Genomic DNA, 25,359 nt, shown 5'->3' with positions numbered 1-25,359 from the left:
ACAGTCGACCGGGCCAGGCACGAAGGGTGACAGGATGCCGCTTGATCATCTCGGTCACCGCCGAGCCGTCACGGTGGCACACGACTGCGCTCGATCCGCCGTCGCACTCACCGGACGCGGCGCCACCCTGGGCGCTGGCTCCTCACCTACGCCCCGAACGAGCGGCCCCAGGCGGCGTCGTTCTCCGCGATGCCGCCGTCGGCACGGGCCTCCCCGACGGCGCCCGTGACCGCCTCCGCTCATGCCACGAGACCAGCGGACTGTTCACCGTGCTGGTACTGCTCGGCAGGAGCTGGGGCACGGGGGCTGGCGTAGCCCTGGGCGCGGCGAGCCTGATCACCCAGTTCATGTTCATCCCCTTCTATCCCCTGTGGTCGATCAGCGTGATGACACTCGACCTCGTCGCCGTCTGGGCGTTGACCAGATCCATTGCGGTGGACGACTGAAGGGCGTCGTACATGGCTCTGAGCGGAGTTGGCGCGCACGCCAGGCTCGGGCGAGAGCTGGCTCAGCGCAGGGCGCCTGACGGGTGAAGACCCAGGTCAGGCGCCTTTTCGCGGGCGTCTAGAAGAAGCCGAGCTTCTTCGGGGAATACGACACCAGGAGGTTCTTCGTCTGCTGGTAGTGCTCCAGCATCATCTTGTGTGTCTCGCGGCCGATGCCGGACTGCTTGTAGCCGCCGAACGCCGCGTGTGCCGGGTAGGCGTGGTAGCAGTTCGTCCAGACGCGGCCCGCCTGGATGGCGCGTCCGGCGCGGTACGCCGTGTTGATGTCGCGGGTCCAGACACCGGCCCCGAGGCCGTACGGCGTGTCGTTGGCGATCTTGATCGCGTCGGAGAAGTCACCGAAGGAGGTGACGGAGACGACGGGGCCGAAGATCTCCTCCTGGAAGACCCGCATCCGGTTGTCGCCCTCGAAGATCGTCGGCTGGACGTAGTAGCCGCCCTTCAACTCACCCTCGTGCTCGATGCGTTCGCCGCCGGTGAGGACCTTCGCGCCCTCCTGGCGGCCGATGTCCAGGTAGGAGAGGATCTTCGCCAACTGCTCGCTGGACGCCTGGGCGCCGATCATCGTGTCGGTGTCCAGGGGGTGGCCCGAGGTGATCATCTCCGTGCGGGCGATGGCGGCGTCCAGGAAGTCGCCGTACCGGCCGCGTTCGACCAGCGCCCGGGACGGGCAGGTGCACACCTCGCCCTGGTTGAGCGCGAACATGGTGAAGCCCTCAAGGGCCTTGTCACGCAGGTCGTCGTCGACCGCCCAGATGTCGTCGAAGAAGATGTTCGGTGACTTGCCGCCGAGTTCGAGGGTGACCGGCTTCAGGTTCTCGGCGGCGTACTGCAGGATCAGCCGCCCTGTCGACGTCTCACCCGTGAAGGCGACCTTCGCCACCCGCGGGCTGGAGGCCAGCGGCTTGCCCGCCTCGGGGCCGAAGCCGTTGACGATGTTCACCACGCCCGGCGGCAGCAGATCCTCGACCAGGCTCATCCAGTAGTGGATCGAGGCGGGGGTCTGCTCCGCCGGTTTCAGCACCACGGCGTTCCCCGCCGCGAGGGCGGGCGCCAGCTTCCACGCCGCCATGAGGATGGGGAAGTTCCACGGGATGATCTGCGCGACGACACCCAGCGGCTCGTGGAAGTGGTACGCCACCGTGTCGTCGTCGACCTGGCCGAGCGTGCCCTCCTGCGCCCGGATCGCGCCCGCGAAGTAGCGGAAGTGGTCGATGGCGAGCGGGATGTCCGCGGCCAGCGTCTCGCGTACGGGCTTGCCGTTCTCCCAGCTCTCGGCCACCGCCAGCCGCTCCAGGTTCGCCTCCATACGGTCGGCGATCTTCAGCAGGATGTCGGAGCGCTCGGTCGTGGACCTGCGGCCCCACCCGGGGGCGACCGCGTGCGCCGCGTCCAGCGCGCGCTCGACGTCCTCCGCCGTGCCGCGTGCCATCTCCGTGAACGGCTGCCCGTTCACCGGGCTCGGGTTCTCGAAGTACTGTCCGCGCGCGGGCGGCACGTACTCGCCGCCGATGTAGTGGTCGTAGCGCGAATGGTAGGAGACGATCGCGCCCTCGGTGCCGGGTGCCGCGTATCGGGTCATGGCGGTGTGCCTCCTTGAGCTGTGCTGCCCGCCGTTGGGCAACTCTCGGCGCGAGGCTAGGGACGGGGACGTTGCAACGACGTTGCGCGGTGGGGGAGTAGAGAGGGGACGGGGCGTCAGCGGGGCTGGGGGCGGGGGCGCGTGCCGCCCGTTCCGGAGCGGGGTGAGACGGTGATGGCAGGGGCCCGGTGGCCGTGGTCCCGGCGTACCGTCACGGCCGGTGCCGTCAGTTCCGACTCCAGTGCCGTGAGGCGTGCCCGCACCGCGGCCGTCGGCCGGGTGGCCGCCAGCGCCCGCCACACGTCGAGGTCGTCCTCGCCCCAGGGCGCGTGAGCCCAGTCCGCCAGCAGGTCGGGATCGCGGCGGGCGATCAGCGCCGTGCGCAGTCCGTCGGCGAGTCGCCGCCGGAGCCGCACCACCGCCGGGGCCTGGGAAGCGGGCAGCAGCGGACCGGTGTACGCCGTCGCCGCGGCCGTCACCGCACCGGCCGCCAGACGCCGCTCGACCACCGCGACGTCCGACTCCACCGGAACCGTCAGCCGGTACGGGCGCGAGGCCAGCAGCCCCGGGCCGAGCAGGCCGCGCAGTCGGGCCAGTTCGGCGCGCAGGGTCACCGGCGTCACCGACTCGTCCTCGTACAGCGCGCACAGCAACGCGTCGCCTGTCAGGCCCTCCGGGTGGCGGGCCAGCAGCACCAGGATCTCGCTGTGCCGTCGGCTGAGGCGGATGCGGCGGCCTCCGGTGCGCAACTGCGCCTCGTCCCGGCCGAGCGCGGTCAGTTCCGCCGTGCCCTCGGCGGGCCGGTCCGGGATGAGCAGCGACAGGTGCGACTCGGCGGCCCGTGCGACCGCCTGGACGAAGCCCAGACTGTGCGGATGCGCCAGCCCGTCACCGCCGGTGACGTCCACCGCGCCGAGGACCCGACCGGTGCGCGGGTCGTGCACCGGAGCCGCCGCGCACGTCCACCGCTGCACGCGCCGGGCGAAGTGCTCGGCCTGGAAGACCTGCACCGCCCGGTCCACGGCGACGGCGGTACCCGGGGCGTTCGTCCCGACCGCCGACTCCGCCCAGCGGGCGCCCGGCACGAAGTTCATCCGCCCCGCGCGCCGCCGGGTCGCCGGATGCCCCTCGACCCACAGCAGCCTGCCGTGCGCGTCGCACACCGCGATCAGGTGTTCACCGTCCAGGGCGAACGTGCTCATGAGTTCCCGGAACAGCGGCATGACCCGGGCCAGCGGATGCTCCGCGCGGTAGGCGCCGAGGTCACCGTCCGCCAACTCCACGCACGCGGCGCCGTCCGGACCGACACCGGCGCGCGCCGAGCGCCGCCACGAGTCCGCGACCACGGGACGGACCGGCCGCGGCACCGTACCCGCCTCGGTGAAGGTCGCGTGCGCGCGGCGCAGCGTCCGGGCGCGCTCGGCGGGGTCGGCCCCCGGCTCCAGGGCCACCCAGGAATCGGTCAACTCGGCCTCCCCGAGGGCGATACGGCTTGGGGGGCCATCGTTACTCCGAGTACGGGCGCCGACAACCGTTTCGACGTCGGTCACTCGAACGAGGCACCTCCCCGGCCTGCCGCCACGGCGGACGGGACGGTGGGGCCACCGCTAGGCGGCGCCGACGAGCCGTATGTAACGCGTCCAGTCCCAGTGCGGGCCGGGGTCGGTGTGGTCCGTGCCCGGTACCTCGTGGTGCCCGATGATGTGCGCCCGGTCCCTGGGGATGCCGTAGCGGGCGCAGATGCCCGCCGTCAGTCGCGCCGACGCCCGGTACATGGCGTCGGTGAAGTAGTGCGGCTGGTCCACCCAGCCCTCGTGCTCGATGCCGATGCTGCGGACGTTGTAGTCCCAGTTCCCCGCGTGCCAGGCGGTGTCCGGCTCGCGTACGCACTGCGCCACGTACCCGTCGCCGGACCGCACCACGTAGTGCGCGGACACGTTCTTCTTCGGGTTCTGGAAGATTCCCAGGGTGCTGGAGTACGTCGCCTGGGTGACGTGGATGATCACCAGGTCCAGGCGGCGGCGTGCCGTACCCCGCCTCGTGGGCGTGTAGTTGGACCGGTGCGCGGGCTGCCACTCAGCGAGCGGGTAGTCCGGCGCCTGCGCCACCGCACCGGCCTGTGGACCCGGGAGCAGCGCGTACGGCACGGCGGCGAGGGCGGCGCCCTTCAGCAGCCGTCGCCTACTCGGCGGCGCCGTTGCCGCTTCGGCCTTCCCCGTCGGCTGCCGGGGCGTGTCTTCGCCCGGTCCCTGCGCCGTCTCCCCGTTCACCAGCATCGGTTTCCCCCTCGCTCACCAGCCCTTGCGTGAATCACGGTACGTGGCCCGCTGGTTGGTCGGCGGTGCGACGCGCTTTCCGTGGACGGCCGAGGAGTTGTGGATAACCGGGCCACTCGTGTGGGTGATGGCGGGGACGGCTGATCAGGCCCAACCCCCGGCCCTCCGTCTCTCAGCCCCGTGCCGCGACCGCCGCCGGATCATCCAGCACGGCCCGCACCACGGAATGCGCGGCCCCCAGCAGAGGGCCCTCGGGGCCCAGCCGGGACACGGACACCGGGCAGGCGGGGCCCGCCGTGCGCCGGGCCAGTTCGGCGCGGAGCGACGGCAGCAGCCAGGGCGCGAGCCCGGCCAGCGCGCCGCCCAGCACCACACCCTCGGGGTCCAGCAGATTGACCGCCCCGGTCAGCGCGATGCCCAGCGCCTCTCCCGCGTCCCGCAGCGCCCGCCGTACGTCCGCGTCCCCGTCCGCGGCGCGGCCCGCGAGCCGTCCGACGCGGTCGCCGTCCGGTTCCAGCCCCGCGGCGCGCAGCACCGCCTCCTCACCGGCGTACTGCTCCAGACAGCCCCGACCGCCGCAGCCGCACTCCGGACCGTCCGGCCACACCGGCACATGCCCCAGCTCACCGGCGAAACCACGCGTTCCGCGCAGCAGCCGCCCGTCCACGACGACGGCCCCACCGATGCCGATCTCGGCGGACACGTGCAGGAAGTCCCGCGGCGTGCCGTCCCCGAGCCACAGCTCCGCGAGCCCGCCGAAGTTGGCCTCGTTGTCCACCAGCAGCGGGTACTCCACCGGCAGCAGGGTGCCGAGGTCGACGTCCTGCCAGCCTAGGTTCGGGGCGCGTACGACCGTACGGGCGTCCCCCGCCACCAGGCCGGGCACGGCCACCGCGAGGCCCGCGGGGGCGAGGCCCTCCTGTTCCGCCTCGGCGACGACCTGGCGGACCAGCCCGGTGAGGTCCTCGACGACCGGCCCGGGGGAGCGCCCGCGGTTGGTGCCGTGCCGTACGGCCCGCGCCCGCACTTCCCCGCGCAGGTCGACCGCGCAGACCGCGAGGTGGTCCACGCCGACCTCCGCGCCGAGCCCGGCCGGACCGCGCCCGCTGACGGCGAGGGCGGAACCGGGCCGTCCCACCCGGCCGGGGCGTTCCGGGCCGAGTTCCTCCAGCAGACCCGAGCGGATCAGTTCGTCGACCAGCGTCGAGACCGCCGCCCGGGTCAGTCCGATCCGGGAGGCGACCGCCGCCCGTGACAGCGGCCCCTCGGCGCTGACCGTGTGCATGACCCGGGCGAGGTTGCGGCGGCGCATCCCCTGCTGGGTGTCGGGCAGCGCCCGTCCGGGACCGGCTGGGTGGGCCTCGTGCAGCGGTGCGGTCATGCCTCCGTCAATCCTTGGTCGGGCCCGTCAGGCCGCGGGCCGTTGCGGGCCGCGCGGCCGTCACGGTTGTGCGGCCGTCAGGGGTTGCGCGTCCGTGAACGGGCTGGTGGAACGGGCATCTTCACCTCGTCCAGGAGCCGAGCGACGATCGTGGCGCTCAGCGGCCCTCCGCTCCCCGCTCCAACAGCGGCGCCGCGTCGGAGAGTACCTCGCTGATCCTGGCCAGCGTCTCGTCGTCTCGCTCCACGGCCTCCAGCACCGGGCCCCGCGCGGTGTCCCAGCGCCGGGCGACGGCCGCCGGGTCCTCGCCGGTGAGCAGCCCCGCGGCCTGCGCGGCGGCGCCCAGCGCGACGAGTTCCTTCGCCTCCGGCACCTGGACGGGCCGCCCGGAGAGCCGTCGTACCGTCTCCTGCCAGGCCACCCCCCGGGCGCCGCCGCCGATCAGCAGCAGCGGGGTCGAGCGGTCGGCGTCCTCGTCGAGGACCAGGTCGAGCGCGCCGAGCAGCGAGTGGACGGCACCGTCGTACGCCGCCTGGAGCAGTTGACCGGCGGTGGTGTCGTGGCGCAGGCCGTGCAGCAGGCCGGAGGCGTTCGGCAGGGCCGGGGTGCGCTCGCCGTCCAGGTACGGCAGCAGGGTTACGGCGCCCCCGGCCTCGACGGCCTCGCGGTCCAGGCCCAGCAGGGCGGCGACGCGGTCGACGGCGAGTGTGCAGTTCAGCGTGCAGGCCAGCGGCAGCCAGTCGCCGCGCGCGTCGGCGAAGCCCGCGACGGTGCCGGTCGGGTCGGCGGGGCGGTGCCGGGAGACGGCGTAGACGGTGCCCGAGGTGCCCAGGCTCAGCACCGGTGTGCCGGGCAGGATGCCGAGGCCGAGCGCCGCGGCGGCGTTGTCGCCGGTGCCGGGGGCGACCAGGGTGCCCTTGGAGAAGGGCAGGTCGTGGCTGTCCCGGACGGTCCCGGCCACCTCGCCGGGGCGCACCACGCGCGGGAGCAGCGCCGGGTCGAGGCCCACGTGGGCGAGGGTCTCGGCGTCGTACGACTCGCTTCCGGACGCCCACCAACCGGTGCCGGAGGCGTCGCCCCGGTCGGTCGTGCCCTGCCCGGTGAGCCGCTCGGTGAGGTAGTCGTGGGGGAGGCGTACGGCCTTGGTCGCGCGTACGGCGTCGGGCTCGTGTTCGGCGAGCCAGGCCCACTTGGTGACCGTGAAGGAGGCGGCGGGGACGCTGCCGGTGCGCTCCGCCCACGCCTTCGCGCCGCCCAGTTCCTCGATCAGCCGACGCGCCTGGGGAGCGGATCGTACGTCGTTCCACAGCAGGGCGGGGCGTACGGGCTCGCCCCGCTCGTCCAGCGTGACCAGCCCGTGCTGCTGCCCGCCGATCGACACGGCGGCGGCCTCGTGGGCGGCGTCGCCGCACTGGCGCAGCGCCTCGCGCAGCGCGTCCCACCACTGGCGCGGGTCGCTCTCCCGACCGGCCCCGGAGGACACCGTGTGCGGCGCCTGCCCGCTCGCGACGACCTGTCCGGTGGACGCGTCGACGACCAGCGCCTTGGTGGACTGGGTGGACGTGTCCACCCCGACGACAAGCGGACCCTCGGCTGCTGACATCGGGCTCTCCCTCTTCTTGCGGCTCGTTTCCCCGGCCTGTGACCACACCCGAGTCTGTTCCCGGGGGTGTGTCTCTTCCCAGAGATGCGATCGCATACTAATTTGTTAAGCGCCATGACGAAATAGTCGTGAGCAACAGTCGCACACGAGCAAGGAGCCGCGGCATGAGCTACCAGCCCACCCCCGAGGACAAGTTCACCTTCGGACTGTGGACCGTCGGCTGGCAGGGAAGGGACCCGTTCGGCGACGCCACGCGGCGGGCCCTCGACCCGGTCGAGACGGTGCAGCGCCTGGCCGAGCTGGGCGCCCACGGGGTGACCTTCCACGACGACGACCTGATCCCCTTCGGGTCCTCCGACACCGAGCGCGAGTCGCACATCAAGCGCTTCCGCCAGGCTCTCGACGCGACCGGCATGACCGTGCCGATGGCCACCACGAACCTCTTCACGCACCCCGTCTTCAAGGACGGCGGGTTCACCGCCAACGACCGCGACGTGCGCCGCTACGCCCTGCGCAAGACGATCCGCAACATCGACCTGGCGGTGGAGCTGGGCGCGAAGACGTACGTGGCCTGGGGCGGCCGTGAGGGCGCCGAGTCCGGCGGTGCCAAGGACGTCCGCGCGGCCCTCGACCGCATGAAGGAGGCGTTCGACCTCCTCGGCGAGTACGTCACCTCCCAGGGCTACGACATCCGCTTCGCCATCGAGCCCAAGCCGAACGAGCCGCGCGGCGACATCCTGCTGCCCACCGTCGGTCACGCCCTGGCGTTCATCGAGCGCCTGGAGCGGCCCGAGCTGTACGGCGTCAACCCCGAGGTCGGCCACGAGCAGATGGCCGGGCTGAACTTCCCGCACGGCATCGCCCAGGCCCTGTGGGCGGGCAAGCTCTTCCACATCGACCTCAACGGCCAGAACGGCATCAAGTACGACCAGGACCTGCGCTTCGGCGCCGGTGACCTGCGCGCCGCCTTCTGGCTGGTCGACCTGCTGGAGAGCGCCGGTTACGAGGGTCCGCGGCACTTCGACTTCAAGCCGCCGCGGACCGAGGACTTCGACGGCGTGTGGGCGTCCGCAGCGGGCTGTATGCGCAACTACCTCATCCTCAAGGAGCGGGCCGCGGCCTTCCGCGCGGACCCCGAGGTCCAGGAGGCCCTGCGTGCCTCGCGCCTGGACCAGCTTGCCCAGCCCACCGCGGGCGACGGCCTCCAGGCGCTGCTCGCCGACCGCACGGCCTTCGAGGACTTCGACGTGGACGCGGCCGCCTCGCGTGGGATGGCCTTCGAACGGCTCGACCAACTGGCCATGGACCACCTGCTGAACGCGCGGGGCTGAACGCCTCGCACCGCGGTGCGACCGACAGGGTGACGACACCCCGCGCGGGACACCGCCGCCCTCACGCGCTCCATGGGGACGCTGGCGTCCACGGCGCCGTACGCGTTTCTTGGCGTGAACCGGTGGCGGCTCCCGCGCGGGAGGTCGCGCCAGCTTCGTTACGAGGCGATTCTGGGCGGTATGACCATGCCGCCCGTACCGCCCCGGCCGCCCGGTGAGCCACCGCCCCCGGGCGGCGGCTTCGGACCGCCTCCCCCTGAGGGCCCAGGCCCCGCGGGGGAGCCCGGCCCGCCGCCGCGGCCACCCCGGCGGTGGAACCCCCTCCTGCTCGTCCTGATCGCCCTGCTGGCCGTCGCCACCGTCGCCGCCATCGTGCTGATGGCATCCGACGGCGACGACGACTCGCCGGACCGGAGACCGTCCCCGCGAGGGACCCTGCCGCCGAGCCCCTCCGCCGAGCCCTCCTTCGGCATTCCGACGGACCTGCCCAGCGAGGTCCCCAGCGGGTTCCCCACCGAGCTGCCGAGCGGTCTGGAGTCGCTCATTCCGTCCCTGGGTGAGGCGGGAGCGCCCTCATAGGGCACCTGGTCCCCCATGGAGACCCTTCGGACCCCTCGGACGTGTTCAGGGGGTTAGAGATCCTCCTCCTGGATGACGGTCGAGGCCAGGGCGGTGGCGGGGTCCTGGGCCGGGCCGCCCGCGGGCAGCCAGCGGCCTCGTTCCCCGCGGTACGGCCACCAGCGGCCGTCGCGTCCGAGCCGCAGTTGGCGCGGCGCGCCGACGACCGTCCACCGGTTGCCCCGCGCCCGCAGCGACGGCCGCTCATCCGCCTCCCAGGCCGTTTCCAGGGCGGCACGCGCGCGTGCGAGGGCCTCGCCGTCGACCGTCCACTCCTCCTCGAACACGGACAGCCCGGCCGCCCCGCCGTACCGCCAGGCGCGGACCGCCGCCGCCAGTTCCTCCGGGGCACGCCCTGACCCTTTGGCCAGCCGGTCGGCGACGTCCCGCGCGGGACTGCCCGCGGCCAGCCTTACGGCGTCCTGTGCCACGGTCAGCCCGACGCCGGGTGCGTCCTGTGCCACGGTCAATCCGACGCCGGGTGCGTCCTGGCCGGGTACGGCCCGCAGCGCCGCCGCCAGTAGCCGGTGCGCCTCCACAGCCGTCGCGGCGGCCAGGAACTCCAGCGCCGCCGGATCGACGCCGGGCGCGGGCGCCGCCTCCGTGTCCAGGGACGGCGGCGTGCCGGGCTCGTCGGGGAACGCGGGCAGCGCGGGCAGCGGCGGGAGGATGTCACCGGCCGCGTAGGCCTCGGCGGCGTCCACGCCCTCCAGGACCTCCGCGTCCTCCACGGCGGTGGGCTCCTCGTCGGCAGGTGCGGTCGCGCGGGACTGGAGGTCGTCCAGCAGGGCGCGCTCACCGCGGCCCCGGATCAACAGCAGGACGAAGGGGTCCTGGTCGAGCAGCCGCGCCACCTGGTAGCAGAGGGCGGCCGTGTGCCCGCAGTGGTCCCAGGCGTCGCAGTCGCAGGACGGCTCCAGATCGCCCGGTCCCGGCAGCAGGTCGACACCGGCGCTCTCGGCGTCCTCGACCAGGTGGGGCGGCATCTCACGGTCCAGCAGCGCCGCCACATGGCCCGCCCGCTCGACCGTCAGCCCCAGGAAGCGGTCCCACTGGTCCTCGGTCAGCTCCTCCAGCAGGACGTCAGCCCGGTGCCCGGTGCCGTCCCGGTCCTGTACGACGGCGGTGATCCGCCCCGGCCGCACCGACACCGCGCCCACGGCTCCCGCGCGCGCGAGCCGACGGCCCCGCCTCACCTGCTCACCGTCCAGCGCCGTGTCCTCCAGCGCCCTCAGCCACGCCTGCCCCCACCACGTCGTGGCGAAGGCACGCCCCGGCGTGGGCGGCGGCGCGGCGAACGTACGCTCGGCGTCCCTGTCGTGTCGGTTCATCGAAGGCCCCCTCGCAGCTCGACCAGTTCGGCCAGTTCGGCGTCCGTCAGCTCCGTGAGCGCGGCCTCCCCGGAGCCGAGCACCGCGTTCGCCAGATCCCGCTTGCGGTCCAGCAGGGCGGCGATACGGTCCTCGATGGTGCCCTCGGCGATCAGCCGGTGCACCTGCACGGGCCGGGTCTGGCCGATGCGGTACGCGCGATCGGTCGCCTGCGCCTCCACCGCCGGATTCCACCAGCGGTCGTAGTGCACGACGTGCTCCGCGCGGGTGAGGTTCAGGCCCGTGCCCGCCGCCTTCAACGACAGCAGGAAGACGGGCACTTCGCCGTCCTGGAAGCGCCTCACCATCGTCTCGCGCGCGGGGACGGGCGTTCCGCCGTACAGGAACTGCGTGGCCACGCCGCGGTCGGCCAGGTGCCGTTCGATGAGCCGGGCCATCTCGACGTACTGCGTGAAGACGAGCACACTCGCCCCTTCGGAGAGGATCGTGTCGAGCAGCTCGTCCAGCAGCTCCAGCTTCCCGGAGCGTCCGGCGATCCTCGGCCGGTCCTCCTTGAGGTACTGCGCGGGGTGGTTGCAGATCTGTTTCAGACCGGTCAGCAGTTTCATGATCAGTCCGCGTCGCCGCATGGTGTCGGCGGCGGCGATCTCCGCGAGGGTCTCGCGTACCACGGCCTCGTAGAGCCCGGCCTGCTCCTGGGTGAGCGACACCGCGCGGTCGGTCTCGGTCTTCGCGGGCAGTTCCGGGGCGATCCCCGGGTCCGACTTGCGCCGCCGCAGCAGGAACGGCCGTACGAGCCGTGCCAGCCGTTCCGCCGCGGCCGGGTCCTGACCGCTCTCGACCGCTTGCGCGTACTGGCTGCGGAAGGTGCCCAGGCGGTGGCCGAGCAGGCCCGGCGTCGTCCAGTCCAGGATCGCCCACAGCTCCGACAGGTTGTTCTCCACCGGGGTGCCGGTCAGCGCCACACGCGCGCGTGCGCCGATGGAGCGCAGCTCCCGCGCGGTCGAGGAGTACGGGTTCTTCACGTGCTGTGCCTCGTCCGCCACGACCAGCCCCCAGCCGACCCCGGCGAGCCTGCGGGCGTCGAGGCGCATCGTGCCGTACGTCGTGAGGACGAGCTCGCCGTCAGCCAGGGCGTCCAGGTCACGCCGGGCTCCGTGGAAGCGGCGTACGGGTGTGCCGGGGGCGAACTTCTCGATCTCGCGCTGCCAGTTGCCCATCAGGGACGTCGGGCAGACCACCAGCGTGGGACCTGCGGACGCCGGGTCGGTCTGCCGGTGGAGGTGGAGGGCGATCAGCGTGATCGTCTTGCCCAGACCCATGTCGTCGGCGAGACAGCAGCCCAGGCCCATGGCCGTGGTCCGGGCCAGCCAACTGAGGCCCCGCCGCTGGTAGTCCCGCAGGTCCGCGGCGAGGGCCGCGGGCTGGGGCACCGGCTGCTGCCCCTCGGGGTCTGCGAGCCGCTCCCGCAGCGCGGCCAGCCAGCCCGTCGGCGCCACGTCGACCCGCTGGCCGTCGACCTCGGCGGAGCCCGTCAGGGCGGCGCTGAGCGCGTCGACGGGCGTGACCTTGCGGTCCCGCTCGGCACGGGCGCGGCGCACCTCCTCGGGGTTGATCAGCACCCACTGGTCGCGCAGCCGTACGACGGGCCGGTTGGCCTCAGCGAGCTGGTCGAGCTCGGCTCGCGTGAGCCGCTGGTCGCCCAGCGCGAACCGCCAGTTGAAGGTGAGCAGGGCGTCCGCGGACAGCAGTGACGGCGTGTCGGAGAGGAGTCCGTCGGGCGCCGACGCGTCGTCGGGCGGGCCGACCACCGCGCGAGCGGTCAGGGTGCGGGCCAGCTCCCTCGGCCAGTGCACCTCCACCCCGACCGTCGCGAGGGCGTCGCCGCCGTCGCCGAGCAGTTCGGTGATCTCCTCGTCGGCGAGTTCCACGGACTCCGGCGCGGCGGCGGACAGCAAAGGGGTGAGCGGGGGCCACGCGCGGGCCGCGCGGCGCAGGGCGAGCAGGGCGTCCATCCGCGCACGCGGGCCGAAGGCACGACTCCCGTCGTCGGCGCCCGCCCAGACATCGGCGGCGTCCGCGACCAGCGCCGGATCGCTCACGCTGTGCACCTGCGGAACGGCGCGGAAGGCGGGCTCCGTGACGCCCCGCGCGTCGGGGCCCTCCTCGTTCAGGCGCGTCGCGAGGAGTTCGGCGGCGGAGCCCAGCCCCGCGACCTCGATCCGCAGCGAGATCCTGACGCCCGCGTCATGGCCCGCGGCGACGTCCGCGGCCCACGCGCGCTGGGCGGGCAGGAGCTGGGGCCGCTGACCGGCGTAGGCCGGGCCGCCCGTCACGAGGGACGCCGCGGGGGAGCGCGGGAGGGCGTCGGCCACGGCGTCCAGGAAGGCCCGCAGCAGCACTTCCGGGTCGGGCAGCCGCGGTGGCTCGGCGTCGGTCAGCGGTACGGCGTGCGCCTCGGGCGGCATCGAAGCGGCGAGCAGTCGGACGCGCTCGATGTCGGCCGTGCTCAGGGGGCCGGTCCGCCAGGCGTCATGGTCGGTCGCGGACAGGCCCGGCAGCAGCAGCCCGCGCGCCAGGAACTGGAGGGCGTGCACCGCGGCGGTACCCCAGAACACCGTCGAGGGGTGTGCGTGGGCGTCGACCCGCGCGCGCGTGAGGACGGGCAGCGCCACGCGCACCGGCAGCAGGAGGGCGGGCACGCGTACCGGCTCGACACCGTCGCCGCCGGGCACCACGACGGTCAGCTCGGGGCGGGCCCCCACGGCGATCTGCGGCGGGGCGTCGCCGCCTGGCCGCCAGAAGGCGACGCCACCGGTGCGGGGCGGATCGCCGGGCACGAACACGGATCGGCAGCGGGCCAGTTCGGAGATCTCGGAAGGTGTTGCCGCGGGGAACCTCTGCACAGCGATGTCAGCATTCCTCAAACTTGACTACTGGATCGGGCGGCCGAGAGTACAGCACTCCCGGGGCCGACCTGGCATCCTCGACTTGTGACCTGAGACACGGGGTCGATGCGGTGGGGCGGAGTCCGGAGTCCGTAGGGGGCGTACCTCAGGTATGTCTCAGGGTCGCGGTCCGGAACCGCCGGAGACGCGGGCCCGTTCTCAGGACAGAGAGCGGCAGTGGCCGCGAAGGAGGCGACACAGATGTCGAAGAACGCGAAGATCGCCGCAGGAGGTGTGGCGGCCGGGCTCATCCTGCTGATATGGCTGCCGTGGTGGGCAGCGCTGCTGATCGTCCTGGGCGTCCCGGCCGCCGCTTACCTCACGCTGGACCCCTCGCAGCGGCGCAGGCTGCGCCGTGTCACACGCAAGGAGCTGGGCCGCTGAGGGCTAACGCCCCGCCGCGGCCTGGTCGTCCAGCGCGCAGGAGTTGACCACATCACCGTCCGTGGACCGGCCGACGGTCCGGTCCGCGGGCGGCCGTACACCCCGCTCCACCCAGGCGACCAGCGCGTCGAGGGCCGACCGGTAGCAGGGCAGGATCGGCCGCAGCCGGTCCGGGTAGGTGTCGTACAGCCCGTCGACGTGCGTGCCGCCCTGGACGGTGTAGTAGCGGTGCAGGGTGCCCCGGCCGCTGGCGTCGACCATCCGGGCGTACACGTCGGAGTCCGCGGCCTGGGGCAGCAGCGTGTCCAGGTCACCGTGGAGCGTGATCATCGGTCGGCCGATGCGCCCGGTCAGCGCCACCCGGGCCACGGCCCGGTGGACGGACGCGGGCCGGGAGGCGTAGTCGTAGGTGGCATCGGCCGCGCAGGGGGCGAGGATCTCCTCCAGCGTGCTCCCGGCGGAGGCGCCAGGGCAGTCGGGGTCGTAGGACGGGTCGAACTCCGCCCGGTAGGTCTTCTGGGTCACACCCCAGTAGGCCTTCTCGTGATAGGGCCACAGGAATTCGGAATCCGGCGCGAACCCGACGGCGTACAGGTCCTCGTCCCGTGCAGCGCCGAAGGTCCGTGCCACCGCCGCGGGCAGTGAGGTGAGCAGGTTGGGGCCGTGGGCGGTCCACAGCGCGCCCTCCCAGTCGACGCCGCCGTCGTACAGCTCCGGATGGTTCTCCAACTGCCAGCGGGTGAGGTAGCCGCCGTTCGAGATGCCGGTCATATACGTGTGGGCGGGGCCGCGGCCATAGTGCTGGGCCAGCACCCGCTTCGCCGCGCGGGTGAGCTGCGTGGTCCGCGCGTTCCACTCGGCGAGGGCGTCGCCGGGGCGGGTGCCGTCACGGTAGAAGTCGGTGCCGTTGTTGCCCTTGTCGGTGGCGGCGTAGGCGAAGCCCCGCGCGAGCACCTGGTCCGAGATCGCCTTGTCCGTCGCGTACTGCCTGCGGGTACCGGGCGCGCCGGTGACGACGAGCCCGCCGTTCCAGCGGTCCGGCAGCCGGATCACGAACTGCGCGTCATGCCGCCAGCCGTGGGTGGCGTTGAAGGTCGAGGAGTCCGGGAAGAAGCCGTCGACCTGCGCCCCGGGCACACCGGACGGCGAGGTGGTGGCCCGCGCCGTCAGCCCGGCCTGGTCGGCCAGGTCGGTGTACGGCGTTCCGGCCAGCCCGGTCGTCGTCAGATCGTCGAGGCAGGCCGTGCGCTGGAGCTCCGCGCCCGGCACCCGGACCCGTTCCAGACCGGAGCAGTGATCACCGTCAGCCTGCCGGGCGGCAGCGGGAGCGGGGCCGCTGAACACCGCCGCAAGCAGGGCGACGGTGACGAACGGAACACCTCGGGACGGGCGCATGAGGCCTCCAGGACAACCGAGTAGAAGATGCAGGGCAGTTGGTCAAGCCAAGAGCTGCCTCATGGTGCGGGCCCGCCCTCACACCAGCCATGGGCTGGCGCCCCATGGAATGGCACCCACATATGGGGTCGCATCACAGCAGCCGGGAGTGGACTCCCCTGGCGGAGGCGGCGCTTGCCGCGCCGGTCCGAGTCCTCAGCCCGTGTGCGGAAAACCCGTTTGCGTGACGAGTCAGCGGACCTCCACCATGACCGGCATGACTTCTGGAAAGGAGGCCCAGCGGCTCCACGGTGAGCGCTGATGGCCGCATCCGAGGCGTCGAGGACGCCCTCCCCACAGCCCCAGACCCCGCCGGTGCCCCTGACACCCGCCTGGCTGAGGGTCCACTTCGCCCCCCTGCCCTTTCCCGCGCGCATGGGTGCCCTGGCACGCTACGCCCGCACCCTCACCCCGCACGCGTACGAGAACCTGCGTGGCGCCCTCGACGCCGGTGACCCCGGCGAACGCCACACCGCCCTGTTCCTGGCCGTCGTACGCCGCGACCTGGAACGCGTGACGGCCGCCCTCGACGATCCGCTGCTCGGACGCCGGGCACGCTCCGCCGCCCTCCGACTGCCCGTACCCGAACCCGCGCTGGAACGCCTTGCCCTGCACGAAACCACCGCGGTCCGCCACGACACCTACCGCCTGCTCAGGATCAGCCGCCGCCACGCGCTCGCCACCCGGCTGCTGCCCACGGTGTACGAACGGCACGGAGCCCAGGAAGCGGCAGCGCTGCTCGCGGCCTGCCCCGCGCGGACGGTGGAGAACTGGCTGCCCCGCCTCGACACGACCGGCGACACCCTCAACTCCCTGGCCCGCACGGCGCCCCGCGCCGTGGCCGCCCACCTCGCGGTGCTCAACGAACGGCACGCGCGACAGGCGTCGTACCGCTTCGTACGCCGCCACCGCGCCATCGCCACCACCGCGGCCCGGCGGGACCCGGACGCGGCCCTGACCCTGCTGGCACGGGCACCCGACCTGCTCACGGCGCACGGTGTCCTCGCGGCGCTCAGACGCCCCGCCGCAGCGCTGGCCGTGCTGCGCGCGGCGCCGCCCGCGCCGGACGGCGGCCGTCGGGAACACCCGATCCCCGCCGGACCGCTGTCACCCACCCTGAGCAGGACCCTGCGCGCACTGCCCGTCGACGACCTCGCGGAGCTGGCCGGACACTGCCCCTCCACCGGCCACCGGCACAGCACCCCGGGACGCCGGGAAACAGCCCCCGACGGCCTGCTGCGCCTGCTGCCGCCCACCGAACGCCGACGTGCCGTCGAGGGCTTCGTCGCCGGACGCGCGGGGCTGAGCCGTACCCCGCTGTCCACGCTGGCCGCCCTCGAACCGGACGACCGCCGAGAGGTGGTCCAGTCCCGGCTGCGGCCGTTCAGCCGCCGACCGGGGCGCAGGGCCGTCCTGGCGGCGGCCCTGCCGCTGCCCGACGGTGAGCCGGTGCTGCGCGAGCTGACGGCCGACCACCGTGTGCACCACCGGGCCATGGCCTGGCCCGCTCTGCTGGCCTGCGCGGAGGTGCACGCAGACCCGGGGGAGTTCGCGCGGATCGCGGTGCTCTGCGAGCGCGCCTGGCACGATCAGAACGAGGTGCGTCACGCGGCCCTGCGCCAACTCGCCGGAGCCCCGCCCCGTCTGCTCGACGCCCTGCCCGAACAGGTGTGGCGGGACGCCGTCCTGACCACGGTCCAGTCCCGGGATTCCACGAACGCGACGCTGCGCGCCGCCGAACGACTGCTGTACCGCGTGGCCGAACGGGCCTCGGCGACCGGCCGCACCGAGCGAGCGGCCCGCGCGGTCGCCCTGCTCGGCGAAGTGTTCGCCACACCGGGGCACACCTTCGAGCCGAGGCCGCTGCGCGTCGACGAGGCGGGCGCACGCGCGCTGTGGGCCGCGGCGGAGACCGCCTCTCGCGAGGCCGCCCAGCGTCCGAAGACGATCCTCGTCCTCGCAGAGCTGCTCGCACCGCATCTGGCCGCCCTTCCGACGCTGGACGCGGAGACCCGCCGTATCGCCGTCGAGTGCGACGATCCCGCCCTCGCCGCCCGCGCGGCAGCCGCCTGGACGCGCCCGGCGAAGCTGCGGGACGGGAGGTGCGGGGAACTGGTCGGCGTCGACCCGGCGTTCGCCGTCGTGCCGCTCGTCCTGCGCACCCTCGTCACCCGGCGGACCGATCTGCTCGACGTCGTGTGCGCCGCCGCGCGCGAGGGGTTCACGGGACGGCTGTGGCCGAGCGCCTTCCCCTGGGTGGCGCGGGTGCGTCCGGCCGTCGCCGGGCGCTGGCTCCCGCACCAGCGGGAGGTGTGGAGCGAGTACCACGCGCGCGTGGCCGGGGACGAGGCGGTGCCGCTCCGACTCCGCGCCAACGCGGTCACCCTCCTGACGGACCAGGTACGGCTCATGGCGCTGGCCGACGGGTCGCCGCAGCCGGTCGCCGCCGCGGCGCTGTGGGCGCTGAGCACGTCGGCAACGGGTCTGGAGGGCAGCGGCACCGTGGACGGGACCGGTCTGCGCGACCTGCTCCTGCGGCACGCGGGGACCGGCGGGGTGCGCGGCCGTGCCGCCGTCGCCTCGCTCCGCCGCCTGCTGGCCCGGCTTCCCGACCCCGACGCCGTCGCCCTGCTCACCCCCGTGGCCCGCGAGACCGACGCCCCGGTGGGCACCCGCAAGGAGGCTGCCCGGGCCCTGGGCGCCCTGCGCGGGCCCTACGCCTTGGATGCGCTCCTCGCGGCCTGGGACGCCCCACGGCAGCACCCGGACGTGCGGGCGGTCCTGGCCGGTGCGCTGCTCCCCGCGGTGGACCGGACGGACGTCGCTGACCGTCTCGCGCGGGCCGCGCCCGAGCCCGCCGTCCGCGATGCCGTCATCCACGCGCGCGTGGGCAAGGTTCCCGAGACGCGGAGCGATCCCTACCGGGCCTTCCTGGCACGGCTGGTCGAAGCGGGCGACGAGGACGTGGCCGTGGCCGCCTGCGCGGCGCTCTCCACCTGGCTGGAGCCCCACACGGGCGACGCGATGCGGACCCTCGCCGACACCCTGACCGCGCCGGACCGCTCGGAGCGGGTCTGGATGGCCGTCGCGGGCCGACTGTGCTGGTTCCCGTCCGGGCCCGTCGCCGAGTCCGTCATCCACGGTGTCGTCGAGACCTTGACTGACCGAGCCCGCGCCACGGACCCGCGCGTACGCACCGACGCGCTGCGGCGTCTGCACCACTGCGGGAGCGCCGCGCACCCGCGCGGGGATGTCGTCGGCGCGACGACCGTCCTGGACCTGCTGGCCAGCGCGCTGGAGACGGCCGGGCTGTGCCAGGACGCCGTCCAGGCCGGCTGGCGGCTGGCCCTGCACGCCGTAGGCCAGGGCCGGTACGACGCACACCGGTGGGACCGGCTGGTCGGGCTGTGCGAGGCAGGGCCGTGGCGTCTGCCGGACACCTCGTACCTGGCCCTGGACTTCCGGCAGGCACGCGTGCGTGACGCCGTCCTGGCCACCGCACGCGCGCTGCGCGGCCGAGGGACCGCCGTGTCCGGGCTGCTCGCCCTGACCCTCGTCCAGGGCGGCGGCCGGGCCACGGACTGGGAAGCGCCCTGGCCCGCCGAACTCGACGCCCTACGGGCCCACAGCGACCCCGACACGGCGATGGGGGCGCTCCTCGTCGAGCCCGGTACCGACGGCTGATCGGCGCCCGGGGCGCGCGGGTTCAGCTAGGGCGCACGGCCATCTTGTCGAGCGCCTCCAGCAGACCCGGCAGCTCCGGGCCCCGGCCCACCGGCAGCACCTCACCAGGCATGTCGTCGAGCAGGACGAACGCGATGTCGTCGGTCCTGGCCACCAGCGACCAGCCGGGGCCGTCGGCGCGCAGTGTCCGCGCCTCACCCGGCGCGAAGGACGACCGGACCCGGCCGAGGGGCGGCGGCGTGTCGACGTACGCCCGCGCCTCCGCGAGGACGCGCCGCACGCCGGTGCGGCCTTCGTCGTCGGTGCCGTCGGCGCCGACGAGCCCGTTTCCGCTGGGGTCGGACCCCGCCTCCGTGCCGCTACCGGACGCAGCCGCCCCGGCGACCGCCTCACCGCCGTCGTCGGAGCCGTCCGTGCCCCCGTCCGCCGACGCGGCGCCGCTCGCGGACGCGAACTCGGTGTCGTCGATCTGCTCCCGCCAGATCGCCCACTGCAGTGCGATCTCGTCGGCCCCGAGGCGGCGCTGTGCGGGCCCCCAGACACCGGTGTCCGGCGGTGTCAGCGCCGGACCCCCGCCGACCTCCGGAGCGGGATCGTGCGGCGCGGGCACGCCCGGGGCCGCGACGGCCACCGCGAGCGGCCAGCCGGGCAGCGCGGCGACCACGCTGCGCTCGTCCGGCGACAGGTCGTACTCCATGCCGCAGTCCCAAGAGGCGATCGCGACCGCAACCAGCGACACGTCGTCGGTGACGACCGTCCACCGCGCGCCGTCGCCGTCCTGGCCGAGCACCAGACCGTATCCGTCGACGAGCGGCACCAGGCCGAGCGCGGCGCACGCCTCCGGATAGTCGTCGCCGAGCACGCTCGGGAACTGCGCGGGCGTCAGCAGCACCGCCGTCAGCACGTAGAGCGCGTCGTCCTCGGCGGCGACGGCGTCCTCATCCGTCCCGGCCATCCCAGCCTCCCCAGGAGTTGTCCAACGGCGCGCACCCTAATGCGACGGGGAGCCGGTTGTCACGAGTGCGAAGACCATCCGGAGCTGCGGCTTCCCTACTGGACGCGGCGGAACGACCATCCGGCCGCCGCCTCCGTCAGGTCGCCGGAAGGCCGAGCAGCGCCCGTGCCACCGCCCGGGGCGACTCGTCGCGCTCCCGCGCGAGCGCGATGACGGCCCGGCACGCCAGCTCGTTCACCCCGAACGACAGCGCCTCCGGCGACACCCACCCCGCGGCCTCGTCGATCCGGTCCTGGTCGTCGTCCGCGCACGCCGACACATAGGCCGCGGCCGCCTCGAACAGATTGTGGCTACGGTTGTCCCGGCCGGTGGCCTCCTCCACGCGCAGGGCGTCACGGAAACCAGTCCACGACTTGCGGAACCTGTGCCACATGCCGACCACCTTCCCCCAGTTCGGCGCCCCGCGCGGGGTGCTCGTCCTCGGCCACTGAACGCAGGGTCGCAGGTCTGGCGCCGGAAAGGGGAGCGCACGCTGAGGCGCCATCCGTCTTGAGGGAGGCTCAGTCCTCCCGGACGGCGAGCGCCAGAAAGCGGTTGTCCTCATCCGCGTACGACGTCATGCGCCACCCCGCCCCGGCCAGCAGGGGCCGCAGATTGGGCTCGGCACGCAGGTCCTCGGGGGTGATCTGGCGGCCCTGACGTGCCGCGAGTGCCGCCCGGCCGATCGGGTGGAAGAGGGCCAGCGTGCCCCCGGGGCGCACCACGCGCGCCAGTTCCCGCAGGTTCTCCCCGGGCCGGGACAGATGGGCGATGAGCCCGGCCGCGAACACGGCGTCGAGCGACCGCGAGCGCAGCGGCAGCGCGGCGACGTCGGCGCGCAGCAACCACCCGTCGCGGTCCCGCCCGGCGTCTACGGCGGCCTCCAGCATGGCGGCCGTCAGATCCACCCCGAGGATGACTCCCGACGCCCCCACGGCGGCACGCAGCGACGGCAGCGCGCGTCCGGTGCCGCAGCCCGCGTCGAGGACGCGATCGCCCTCCCGCAGGCCGAGTTCGGCGACGGCGGCGGCGTATGCGGGGCCGTCGTCGGGGAACCGGCGGTCCCAGTCGGCGGCGCGGGCGGTGAAGAACTCCTGGACGTCTGTCCGATCGTCGGTCATGTCCGTATGATTCCTCACCGACACGGATGACGTCGCTGCGCACACGTTCGAGCGGGAGGCGATCGCTCCCGCGTACGGCTGTGTCATATTGCGGCACCTTTCGACATGCGCCCCCTCTGTGCTCCCGTGCCCCCTAGCGTCCCGGGGCCATGGGACACCTGGACCATGCCTCCTTCGGCTGGCTGACCCCCGTGCTGTCGTACGCGATGGCCTGCACCGGCGCCGCCCTCGGGCTGCGCTGCACCGTCCGCGCGCTCGCCGCGACCGGCGCCGCACGCCGCAACTGGCTCATCACCGCGGCCTCCGCCATCGGCACCGGCATCTGGACCATGCACTTCGTGGCCATGCTGGGCTTCGGCGTCAGCGGCACCGAGATCCGCTACGACGTCCCGCTGACCGTCCTCAGCCTGATCGTCGCCATGACCGTCGTGTGCGCCGGGGTCTTCGCCGTCGGCTACGGCCGGGACCGTGGCCGCGCGCTCCTGCTCGGCGGGCTCACCACCGGGATCGGCGTCGCGAGTATGCACTACCTCGGCATGGCCGCGGTGCGGCTGCACGGGCGCGTGACCTACGATCCTGCCCTCGTCGCGCTCTCCGTGGTGATCGCGGTCGTCGCGGCGACGGCGGGCCTGTGGGCGGCGCTCAACACCAGGTCCCCGCTCGCGGTCACCGTCGCCTCGCTCGTCATGGGAGCGGCGGTGAGCAGTATGCACTACACCGGGATGCTCGCGGTGCGCGTGCGCGTCACGCCCTCCGGCGACGTCCTGCCCGGGGCCACGGCGACGCAGTTCGTCTTCCCCCTCGCCGTCGGCCTCGGGTCCTACCTCTTTCTGACCTCGGCCTTCGTCGCGCTGTCACCCACGGCGGGGGAGCGCGCGGCGTCCGCCTCCGCCCAACGGCCGGGCGAGCGGGCCGCCGTCCGCTGACGGCGTGCCCCAGGGCGCGGCACCGCATGGACCGCACACCCCCGAACCACACCGAGCGAGGAGGCCATGCGTACACCCCGCAGAAGCGCCGCGACGCCGCCCGACACCCCGGTGCGCGGCCGACGCGCCCACGCCGGACCACCGGCCGACGAAGGCCCCGACGGGCTCCCGGACAGGGCGTCCGAGACCAAAAGTGCCCCGGACATGGCGCCCGAGACCCAAAGGCTCCCGGACACCGATTCCGGAACCAAAAGGCTCTCGGACACGGCGCCCGGAACCAAAAGGCTCTCGGACCCGGCGCCCGAATCCGATGACTCCACGAACGCGGCGCCCGAAGCGGGGCCCCCGCGCGCGGGGCGCCGTCACCTCCGACCGCGCACCGTCCGCGCCAAGATCGTCTGCCTGCTGATGGTGCCGGTGGTGTCCCTGCTGGCCCTGTGGGGCTACGCGACCGTGAGCACCGCCCAGGACGTCTCCCGGCTGCGGCGGGTGCAGCGAGTGGACGCCGAGGTGCGCGCGCCCGTCGCCGCCGCGATCGTGGCCCTCCAGGCCGAGCGCGCCGTGGCCGTGCCGTACGCCACCGAGTCGTCCGCCGGACGGCGCGGCGACCTTGAACGGCTCGCGAAGCGCACCGACCGCGCGGTGGCGGCCCTCAGGCTCGGCGACGACGGCACGGTCGCGGACGGCCAGGAGTTGCCCGCCCAGGTGGCCCGGCGGCTGGAGGCCTTCGTCGGTGACGCGGAGCGGCTGCGGTCCCTGCGCGAGGCGGTGCGGGAGCGGCGGACGGGCTGGCGGGAGACGTACGAGCGGTACACGGCCACCGTCTCGGCCGCCTTCGCGGTGAACGGTGCGCTCACCGGCATCCAGGACGCCCACCTCGGCTCCGACGCGCGCGTGCTGCTGGAGTTCTCCCGCGCGGGCGAGGCGCTGGCCCAGGAGGACGTGCTCCTCGCCAGCACCCGCCCCGGTGACGGCCTCCCGCCCGAGCGGCTGCGGCTGTTCACCGGCGCCGTCGCCACGCGCCGCGCCCTCACCGCGTCCGCGGCCACCGACCTGCGCGGCACCGACGGGACGGCATGGCGCCGCCTTGCCGCCAGCGCCCCCTACGCGGCCCTCGGCGAGGCCGAGGACGACATCTTGGCGAAGCCTCCTGGCACGACGAGGGCGCTCCGGCCCGCGACGAGCTGGAACGGGGCCCACGCGCGCGTGCAGGGCGCCATGCGGACCATCGAACAGGACGCGGCCCGTGGTGTCGCGGACCGGGCCGACCCGTTCACCCGCGGCGCGCTCAGCCCGGCCGGTGCGGCCGTCCTCCTCGGCCTCGCCGCCGTCGCCGCGTCACTGGTGATCTCCGTACGCATCGGCCGTGGGCTCGTCGTGGAACTCGTCAGCCTGCGCAACAGGGCCCTGGAGATCGCCCGGCGCGAACTCCCCGCGGCCATGCGGAGACTGCGCGCGGGCGAGGAGATCGACATCGGGGCCGAGGCGCCGCCCGGACCGCGCGCGGAGGACGAGACGGGCCAGGTCGCGGAGGCACTGGGCACCGTCCACCGGGCCGCGCTGCGCGCCACCGTCGAACGCGCCGAACTCGCCAGCGGCATCTCCGGCGTCTTCGTCAACCTCGCCCGCCGCAGCCAGATCCTCGTCCACCGCCAACTGAGCCTGCTCGACAGCATGGAACGCCGCTCCGACGACCCCAACGAACTGGGCGACCTGTTCCGGCTCGACCACCTCACCACCCGTATGCGGCGCCACGCCGAGAGCCTGATCATCCTCTCCGGCGCCGCCCCCGGCCGCGCCTGGCGGATGCCCGTCCCCCTGACGAACGTGGTCCGCGCCGCCGTGTCCGAAGTCGAGGACTACGCGCGCGTGGAGGCCCGCCAGCTCCCCGAAGCCAAGATCATTGGGGCCGCCGTCGCCGACCTCACCCATCTGCTGGCCGAGATCATCGAGAACGCCGCCCAGTTCTCTCCGCCGCACACGCGCGTGCGCGTCACCGGGGAACCCGTCGGCAACGGCTACGCCCTTGAGGTCGAGGACCGAGGCCTCGGCATGGGCAAGGAGACGCTCGCCGAGGCCAACCGCCGCATCGCCCAGTCCGAGGCCCTCGACCTCTTCGACAGCGACCGGCTCGGCCTCTTCGTGGTCAGCAGGCTCGCCGCCCGGCATGACATCAGGGTGCACCTGCGGACCTCGCCCTACGGCGGCACCACCGCCGTCGTCCTGCTGCCCACCGCGCTGCTCCACCGCGAGCCGCCGGAACGTACCCCCGAGGAGACGGCGGACGCCCGCCAGCCCGCGGCACACACCCACGCGCGCGTGCCCGACGACACGCACGACCAGCCACACCACCCATCGCACCACCGCTCGCCTGATCCAAGGGCCGTCGCCCCGTCCGCCGACCGTCCCGCGCTGGCGGCCCCCTTCCAGACCACGGCGGAGCCCACCACCGGGCAGCCGCCGCCCGGAGTGACCGCCTTGCGCCCGCACCGCCCCCAGGACAACCCCGAGGACTCCGACGACCTGCCGCGCCGGGTACGCCAGGCCAGCCTCGCCCCCCAGCTCCGCGAACGGCCCGCCACGCAACCGCCGCCAGCGCCCGAATTCCGCGGCGACGACCAGCGCACCCCCGAACTCGCACGCGACCGCATGGCCGCCTACCGCGACGGATGGTCCCGCGGCGGCGGCCGACACCCCGGCCACCGCGCCGCCCCGGCCCCGGCACCCGGCAGCCACAGCGACAAAGGAGACCCCGCATGACCCAGGACCCGAACACCAGGGCCGACGTGGGGGTCCCCGCGCCCGAGCGGAGCCAGGAGTGGGGGAGGACCGGAGACCTGGACTGGCTGCTGGACGACCTGGTGCTGCGCGTGCGCGAGGTACGGCACGCCGTGGTGCTCTCCACCGACGGACTCGCCGTCGGCGCCTCCACCGACCTCGGCCGCGAGGACGCCGAGCACCTCGCCGCCGTAGCCTCCGGCTTCCACAGCCTCGCCAAGGGCGCGGGCCGTCACTTCGGCACCGGAGGGGTGCGCCAGACCATGGTCGAGATGGACGACGGCTTCCTGTTCGTCGCCGCCGCGGGCGACGGCTCCTGCCTCGCCGTACTGACCTCCGTGAACGCGGACATCGGCCTCGTGGCGTACGAGATGGCACGCCTCGTCAAACGCGTCGGCGAGCACCTCCACACCGCCCCGCGCACCGGCTCGCGGCCCACCGTCGGCGGCTGAGACGAAGGGC

The 25,359-nt window shown here is 74.0% G+C and carries 19 protein-coding genes; 8 read left to right on the top strand and 11 right to left on the bottom strand.

Annotation, left to right across the window (positions count from 1 at the left end; translation table 11 throughout):
• The first annotated feature begins 41 nt into the window (after window positions 1–41).
• Complete coding sequence (locus tag ACFQZ6_RS04115) at window positions 42–446, top strand: DUF7144 family membrane protein (RefSeq protein WP_381604982.1); 405 nt, start codon at window positions 42–44, stop codon at window positions 444–446.
• A 118-nt stretch (window positions 447–564) separates the two neighbouring features.
• Here the strand turns inward: ACFQZ6_RS04115 and exaC are convergent, their stop codons facing one another.
• The 5 genes from exaC to xylB all read right to left on the bottom strand — a co-directional run bounded on the left by exaC (window position 565) and on the right by xylB (window position 7,348).
• Window positions 565–2,088, bottom strand: a complete 1,524-nt coding sequence (exaC, locus tag ACFQZ6_RS04110) for an acetaldehyde dehydrogenase ExaC (protein ID WP_381604981.1) — start codon at window positions 2,086–2,088, stop codon at window positions 565–567.
• 116 nt (window positions 2,089–2,204) lie between these two features.
• Entirely contained in the window at window positions 2,205–3,554 is a 1,350-nt protein-coding gene (locus ACFQZ6_RS04105) for a GAF domain-containing protein (protein WP_381604980.1), read from the bottom strand.
• A gap of 141 nt (window positions 3,555–3,695) precedes the next feature.
• Window positions 3,696–4,364, bottom strand: a complete 669-nt coding sequence (locus ACFQZ6_RS04100; RefSeq protein ID WP_381604979.1) for an N-acetylmuramoyl-L-alanine amidase — start codon at window positions 4,362–4,364, stop codon at window positions 3,696–3,698.
• Window positions 4,365–4,536: 172 nt separating this feature from the next.
• Window positions 4,537–5,745, bottom strand: coding sequence for an ROK family protein (locus ACFQZ6_RS04095; protein ID WP_381604978.1), 1,209 nt, complete (start codon window positions 5,743–5,745; stop codon window positions 4,537–4,539).
• A gap of 157 nt (window positions 5,746–5,902) precedes the next feature.
• Window positions 5,903–7,348, bottom strand: coding sequence for a xylulokinase (gene xylB / locus ACFQZ6_RS04090; RefSeq protein ID WP_381604977.1), 1,446 nt, complete (start codon window positions 7,346–7,348; stop codon window positions 5,903–5,905).
• A gap of 164 nt (window positions 7,349–7,512) precedes the next feature.
• On the opposite strand from xylB, the gene xylA reads away from it, so the two are divergent.
• Window positions 7,513–8,679 (top strand): xylose isomerase, encoded by a 1,167-nt coding sequence (gene xylA / locus ACFQZ6_RS04085; protein WP_381604976.1) that lies wholly within the window; start codon window positions 7,513–7,515, stop codon window positions 8,677–8,679.
• A 180-nt stretch (window positions 8,680–8,859) separates the two neighbouring features.
• Window positions 8,860–9,258, top strand: a complete 399-nt coding sequence (locus ACFQZ6_RS04080) for a hypothetical protein (RefSeq protein ID WP_381604975.1) — start codon at window positions 8,860–8,862, stop codon at window positions 9,256–9,258.
• A gap of 53 nt (window positions 9,259–9,311) precedes the next feature.
• Here the strand turns inward: ACFQZ6_RS04080 and ACFQZ6_RS04075 are convergent, their stop codons facing one another.
• On the bottom strand, window positions 9,312–10,628 hold the full coding sequence (locus ACFQZ6_RS04075; protein WP_381604974.1) for an SWIM zinc finger family protein: 1,317 nt from the start codon (window positions 10,626–10,628) through the stop codon (window positions 9,312–9,314).
• Window positions 10,625–13,534 carry a DEAD/DEAH box helicase gene (locus ACFQZ6_RS04070; RefSeq protein ID WP_381604973.1) on the bottom strand — a complete coding sequence of 970 codons (2,910 nt, stop codon included), beginning with the start codon at window positions 13,532–13,534 and terminating at the stop codon, window positions 10,625–10,627. The genes ACFQZ6_RS04075 and ACFQZ6_RS04070 overlap by 4 nt, the downstream gene beginning before the upstream one ends.
• 243 nt (window positions 13,535–13,777) lie before the next feature.
• Between ACFQZ6_RS04070 and ACFQZ6_RS04065 the strand changes: the two genes are divergently transcribed.
• Window positions 13,778–13,960 (top strand): hypothetical protein, encoded by a 183-nt coding sequence (locus ACFQZ6_RS04065; RefSeq protein ID WP_086731275.1) that lies wholly within the window; start codon window positions 13,778–13,780, stop codon window positions 13,958–13,960.
• Window positions 13,961–13,963: 3 nt separating this feature from the next.
• On the opposite strand, the gene ACFQZ6_RS04060 is transcribed toward ACFQZ6_RS04065, so the two are convergent.
• Window positions 13,964–15,355, bottom strand: a complete 1,392-nt coding sequence (locus tag ACFQZ6_RS04060) for a tannase/feruloyl esterase family alpha/beta hydrolase (RefSeq protein ID WP_381604972.1) — start codon at window positions 15,353–15,355, stop codon at window positions 13,964–13,966.
• Between the two features lie 414 nt (window positions 15,356–15,769).
• Here ACFQZ6_RS04060 and ACFQZ6_RS04055 point away from each other — a divergent pair, with 414 nt between their 5' ends.
• Window positions 15,770–19,078: a hypothetical protein gene (locus ACFQZ6_RS04055; protein WP_381604971.1), complete on the top strand. Its 3,309-nt coding sequence runs from the start codon at window positions 15,770–15,772 to the stop codon at window positions 19,076–19,078.
• 22 nt (window positions 19,079–19,100) lie between these two features.
• On the opposite strand, the gene ACFQZ6_RS04050 is transcribed toward ACFQZ6_RS04055, so the two are convergent.
• The 3 genes from ACFQZ6_RS04050 to ACFQZ6_RS04040 all read right to left on the bottom strand — a co-directional run bounded on the left by ACFQZ6_RS04050 (window position 19,101) and on the right by ACFQZ6_RS04040 (window position 21,193).
• The gene (locus tag ACFQZ6_RS04050; RefSeq protein WP_381604970.1) at window positions 19,101–20,033 is read right to left on the bottom strand and encodes a hypothetical protein; all 933 of its coding nucleotides are present in this window, start codon (window positions 20,031–20,033) and stop codon (window positions 19,101–19,103) included.
• Between the two features lie 136 nt (window positions 20,034–20,169).
• The gene (locus ACFQZ6_RS04045; RefSeq protein ID WP_381604969.1) at window positions 20,170–20,466 is read right to left on the bottom strand and encodes a hypothetical protein; all 297 of its coding nucleotides are present in this window, start codon (window positions 20,464–20,466) and stop codon (window positions 20,170–20,172) included.
• A 127-nt stretch (window positions 20,467–20,593) separates the two neighbouring features.
• Window positions 20,594–21,193 carry a class I SAM-dependent methyltransferase gene (locus ACFQZ6_RS04040; protein WP_381604968.1) on the bottom strand — a complete coding sequence of 200 codons (600 nt, stop codon included), beginning with the start codon at window positions 21,191–21,193 and terminating at the stop codon, window positions 20,594–20,596.
• A 149-nt stretch (window positions 21,194–21,342) separates the two neighbouring features.
• On the opposite strand from ACFQZ6_RS04040, the gene ACFQZ6_RS04035 reads away from it, so the two are divergent.
• The 3 genes from ACFQZ6_RS04035 (at window position 21,343) to ACFQZ6_RS04025 (ending at window position 25,349) form a co-directional block, all read left to right on the top strand.
• The gene (locus ACFQZ6_RS04035) at window positions 21,343–22,119 is read left to right on the top strand and encodes an MHYT domain-containing protein (protein WP_381604967.1); all 777 of its coding nucleotides are present in this window, start codon (window positions 21,343–21,345) and stop codon (window positions 22,117–22,119) included.
• A 66-nt stretch (window positions 22,120–22,185) separates the two neighbouring features.
• Entirely contained in the window at window positions 22,186–24,879 is a 2,694-nt protein-coding gene (locus tag ACFQZ6_RS04030; protein ID WP_381604966.1) for a sensor histidine kinase, read from the top strand.
• Window positions 24,876–25,349 carry a roadblock/LC7 domain-containing protein gene (locus ACFQZ6_RS04025; RefSeq protein ID WP_381604965.1) on the top strand — a complete coding sequence of 158 codons (474 nt, stop codon included), beginning with the start codon at window positions 24,876–24,878 and terminating at the stop codon, window positions 25,347–25,349. Before ACFQZ6_RS04030 ends, ACFQZ6_RS04025 begins: the two co-directional genes overlap by 4 nt.
• Window positions 25,350–25,359 lie beyond the last annotated feature (10 nt).

It is taken from the genome of Streptomyces flavalbus, from assembly GCF_042674625.1.
GTDB lineage: Bacteria > Actinomycetota > Actinomycetes > Streptomycetales > Streptomycetaceae > Streptomyces > Streptomyces flavalbus.
This window is presented reverse-complemented; position numbering and strand designations above follow the sequence as displayed.

Bases quoted from the DNA above. Each gene is read 5' to 3' on its own strand.
- ACFQZ6_RS04075 (WP_381604974.1), bottom strand. From the start codon at position 10,628: ATGAACCGACACGACAGGGACGCCGAGCGTACGTTCGCCGCGCCGCCG.
- ACFQZ6_RS04060 (WP_381604972.1), bottom strand. From the start codon at position 15,355: ATGCGCCCGTCCCGAGGTGTTCCGTTCGTCACCGTCGCCCTGCTTGCG.
- ACFQZ6_RS04045 (WP_381604969.1), bottom strand. From the start codon at position 20,466: ATGTGGCACAGGTTCCGCAAGTCGTGGACTGGTTTCCGTGACGCCCTG.
- xylA (WP_381604976.1), top strand. From the start codon at position 7,513: ATGAGCTACCAGCCCACCCCCGAGGACAAGTTCACCTTCGGACTGTGG.
- ACFQZ6_RS04095 (WP_381604978.1), bottom strand. From the start codon at position 5,745: ATGACCGCACCGCTGCACGAGGCCCACCCAGCCGGTCCCGGACGGGCG.
- ACFQZ6_RS04100 (WP_381604979.1), bottom strand. From the start codon at position 4,364: ATGCTGGTGAACGGGGAGACGGCGCAGGGACCGGGCGAAGACACGCCC.
- ACFQZ6_RS04055 (WP_381604971.1), top strand. From the start codon at position 15,770: ATGGGTGCCCTGGCACGCTACGCCCGCACCCTCACCCCGCACGCGTAC.
- ACFQZ6_RS04035 (WP_381604967.1), top strand. From the start codon at position 21,343: ATGGGACACCTGGACCATGCCTCCTTCGGCTGGCTGACCCCCGTGCTG.
- ACFQZ6_RS04040 (WP_381604968.1), bottom strand. From the start codon at position 21,193: ATGACCGACGATCGGACAGACGTCCAGGAGTTCTTCACCGCCCGCGCC.
- ACFQZ6_RS04050 (WP_381604970.1), bottom strand. From the start codon at position 20,033: ATGGCCGGGACGGATGAGGACGCCGTCGCCGCCGAGGACGACGCGCTC.
- xylB (WP_381604977.1), bottom strand. From the start codon at position 7,348: ATGTCAGCAGCCGAGGGTCCGCTTGTCGTCGGGGTGGACACGTCCACC.
- ACFQZ6_RS04080 (WP_381604975.1), top strand. From the start codon at position 8,860: ATGACCATGCCGCCCGTACCGCCCCGGCCGCCCGGTGAGCCACCGCCC.
- ACFQZ6_RS04065 (WP_086731275.1), top strand. From the start codon at position 13,778: ATGTCGAAGAACGCGAAGATCGCCGCAGGAGGTGTGGCGGCCGGGCTC.
- ACFQZ6_RS04025 (WP_381604965.1), top strand. From the start codon at position 24,876: ATGACCCAGGACCCGAACACCAGGGCCGACGTGGGGGTCCCCGCGCCC.
- ACFQZ6_RS04030 (WP_381604966.1), top strand. From the start codon at position 22,186: ATGCGTACACCCCGCAGAAGCGCCGCGACGCCGCCCGACACCCCGGTG.
- exaC (WP_381604981.1), bottom strand. From the start codon at position 2,088: ATGACCCGATACGCGGCACCCGGCACCGAGGGCGCGATCGTCTCCTAC.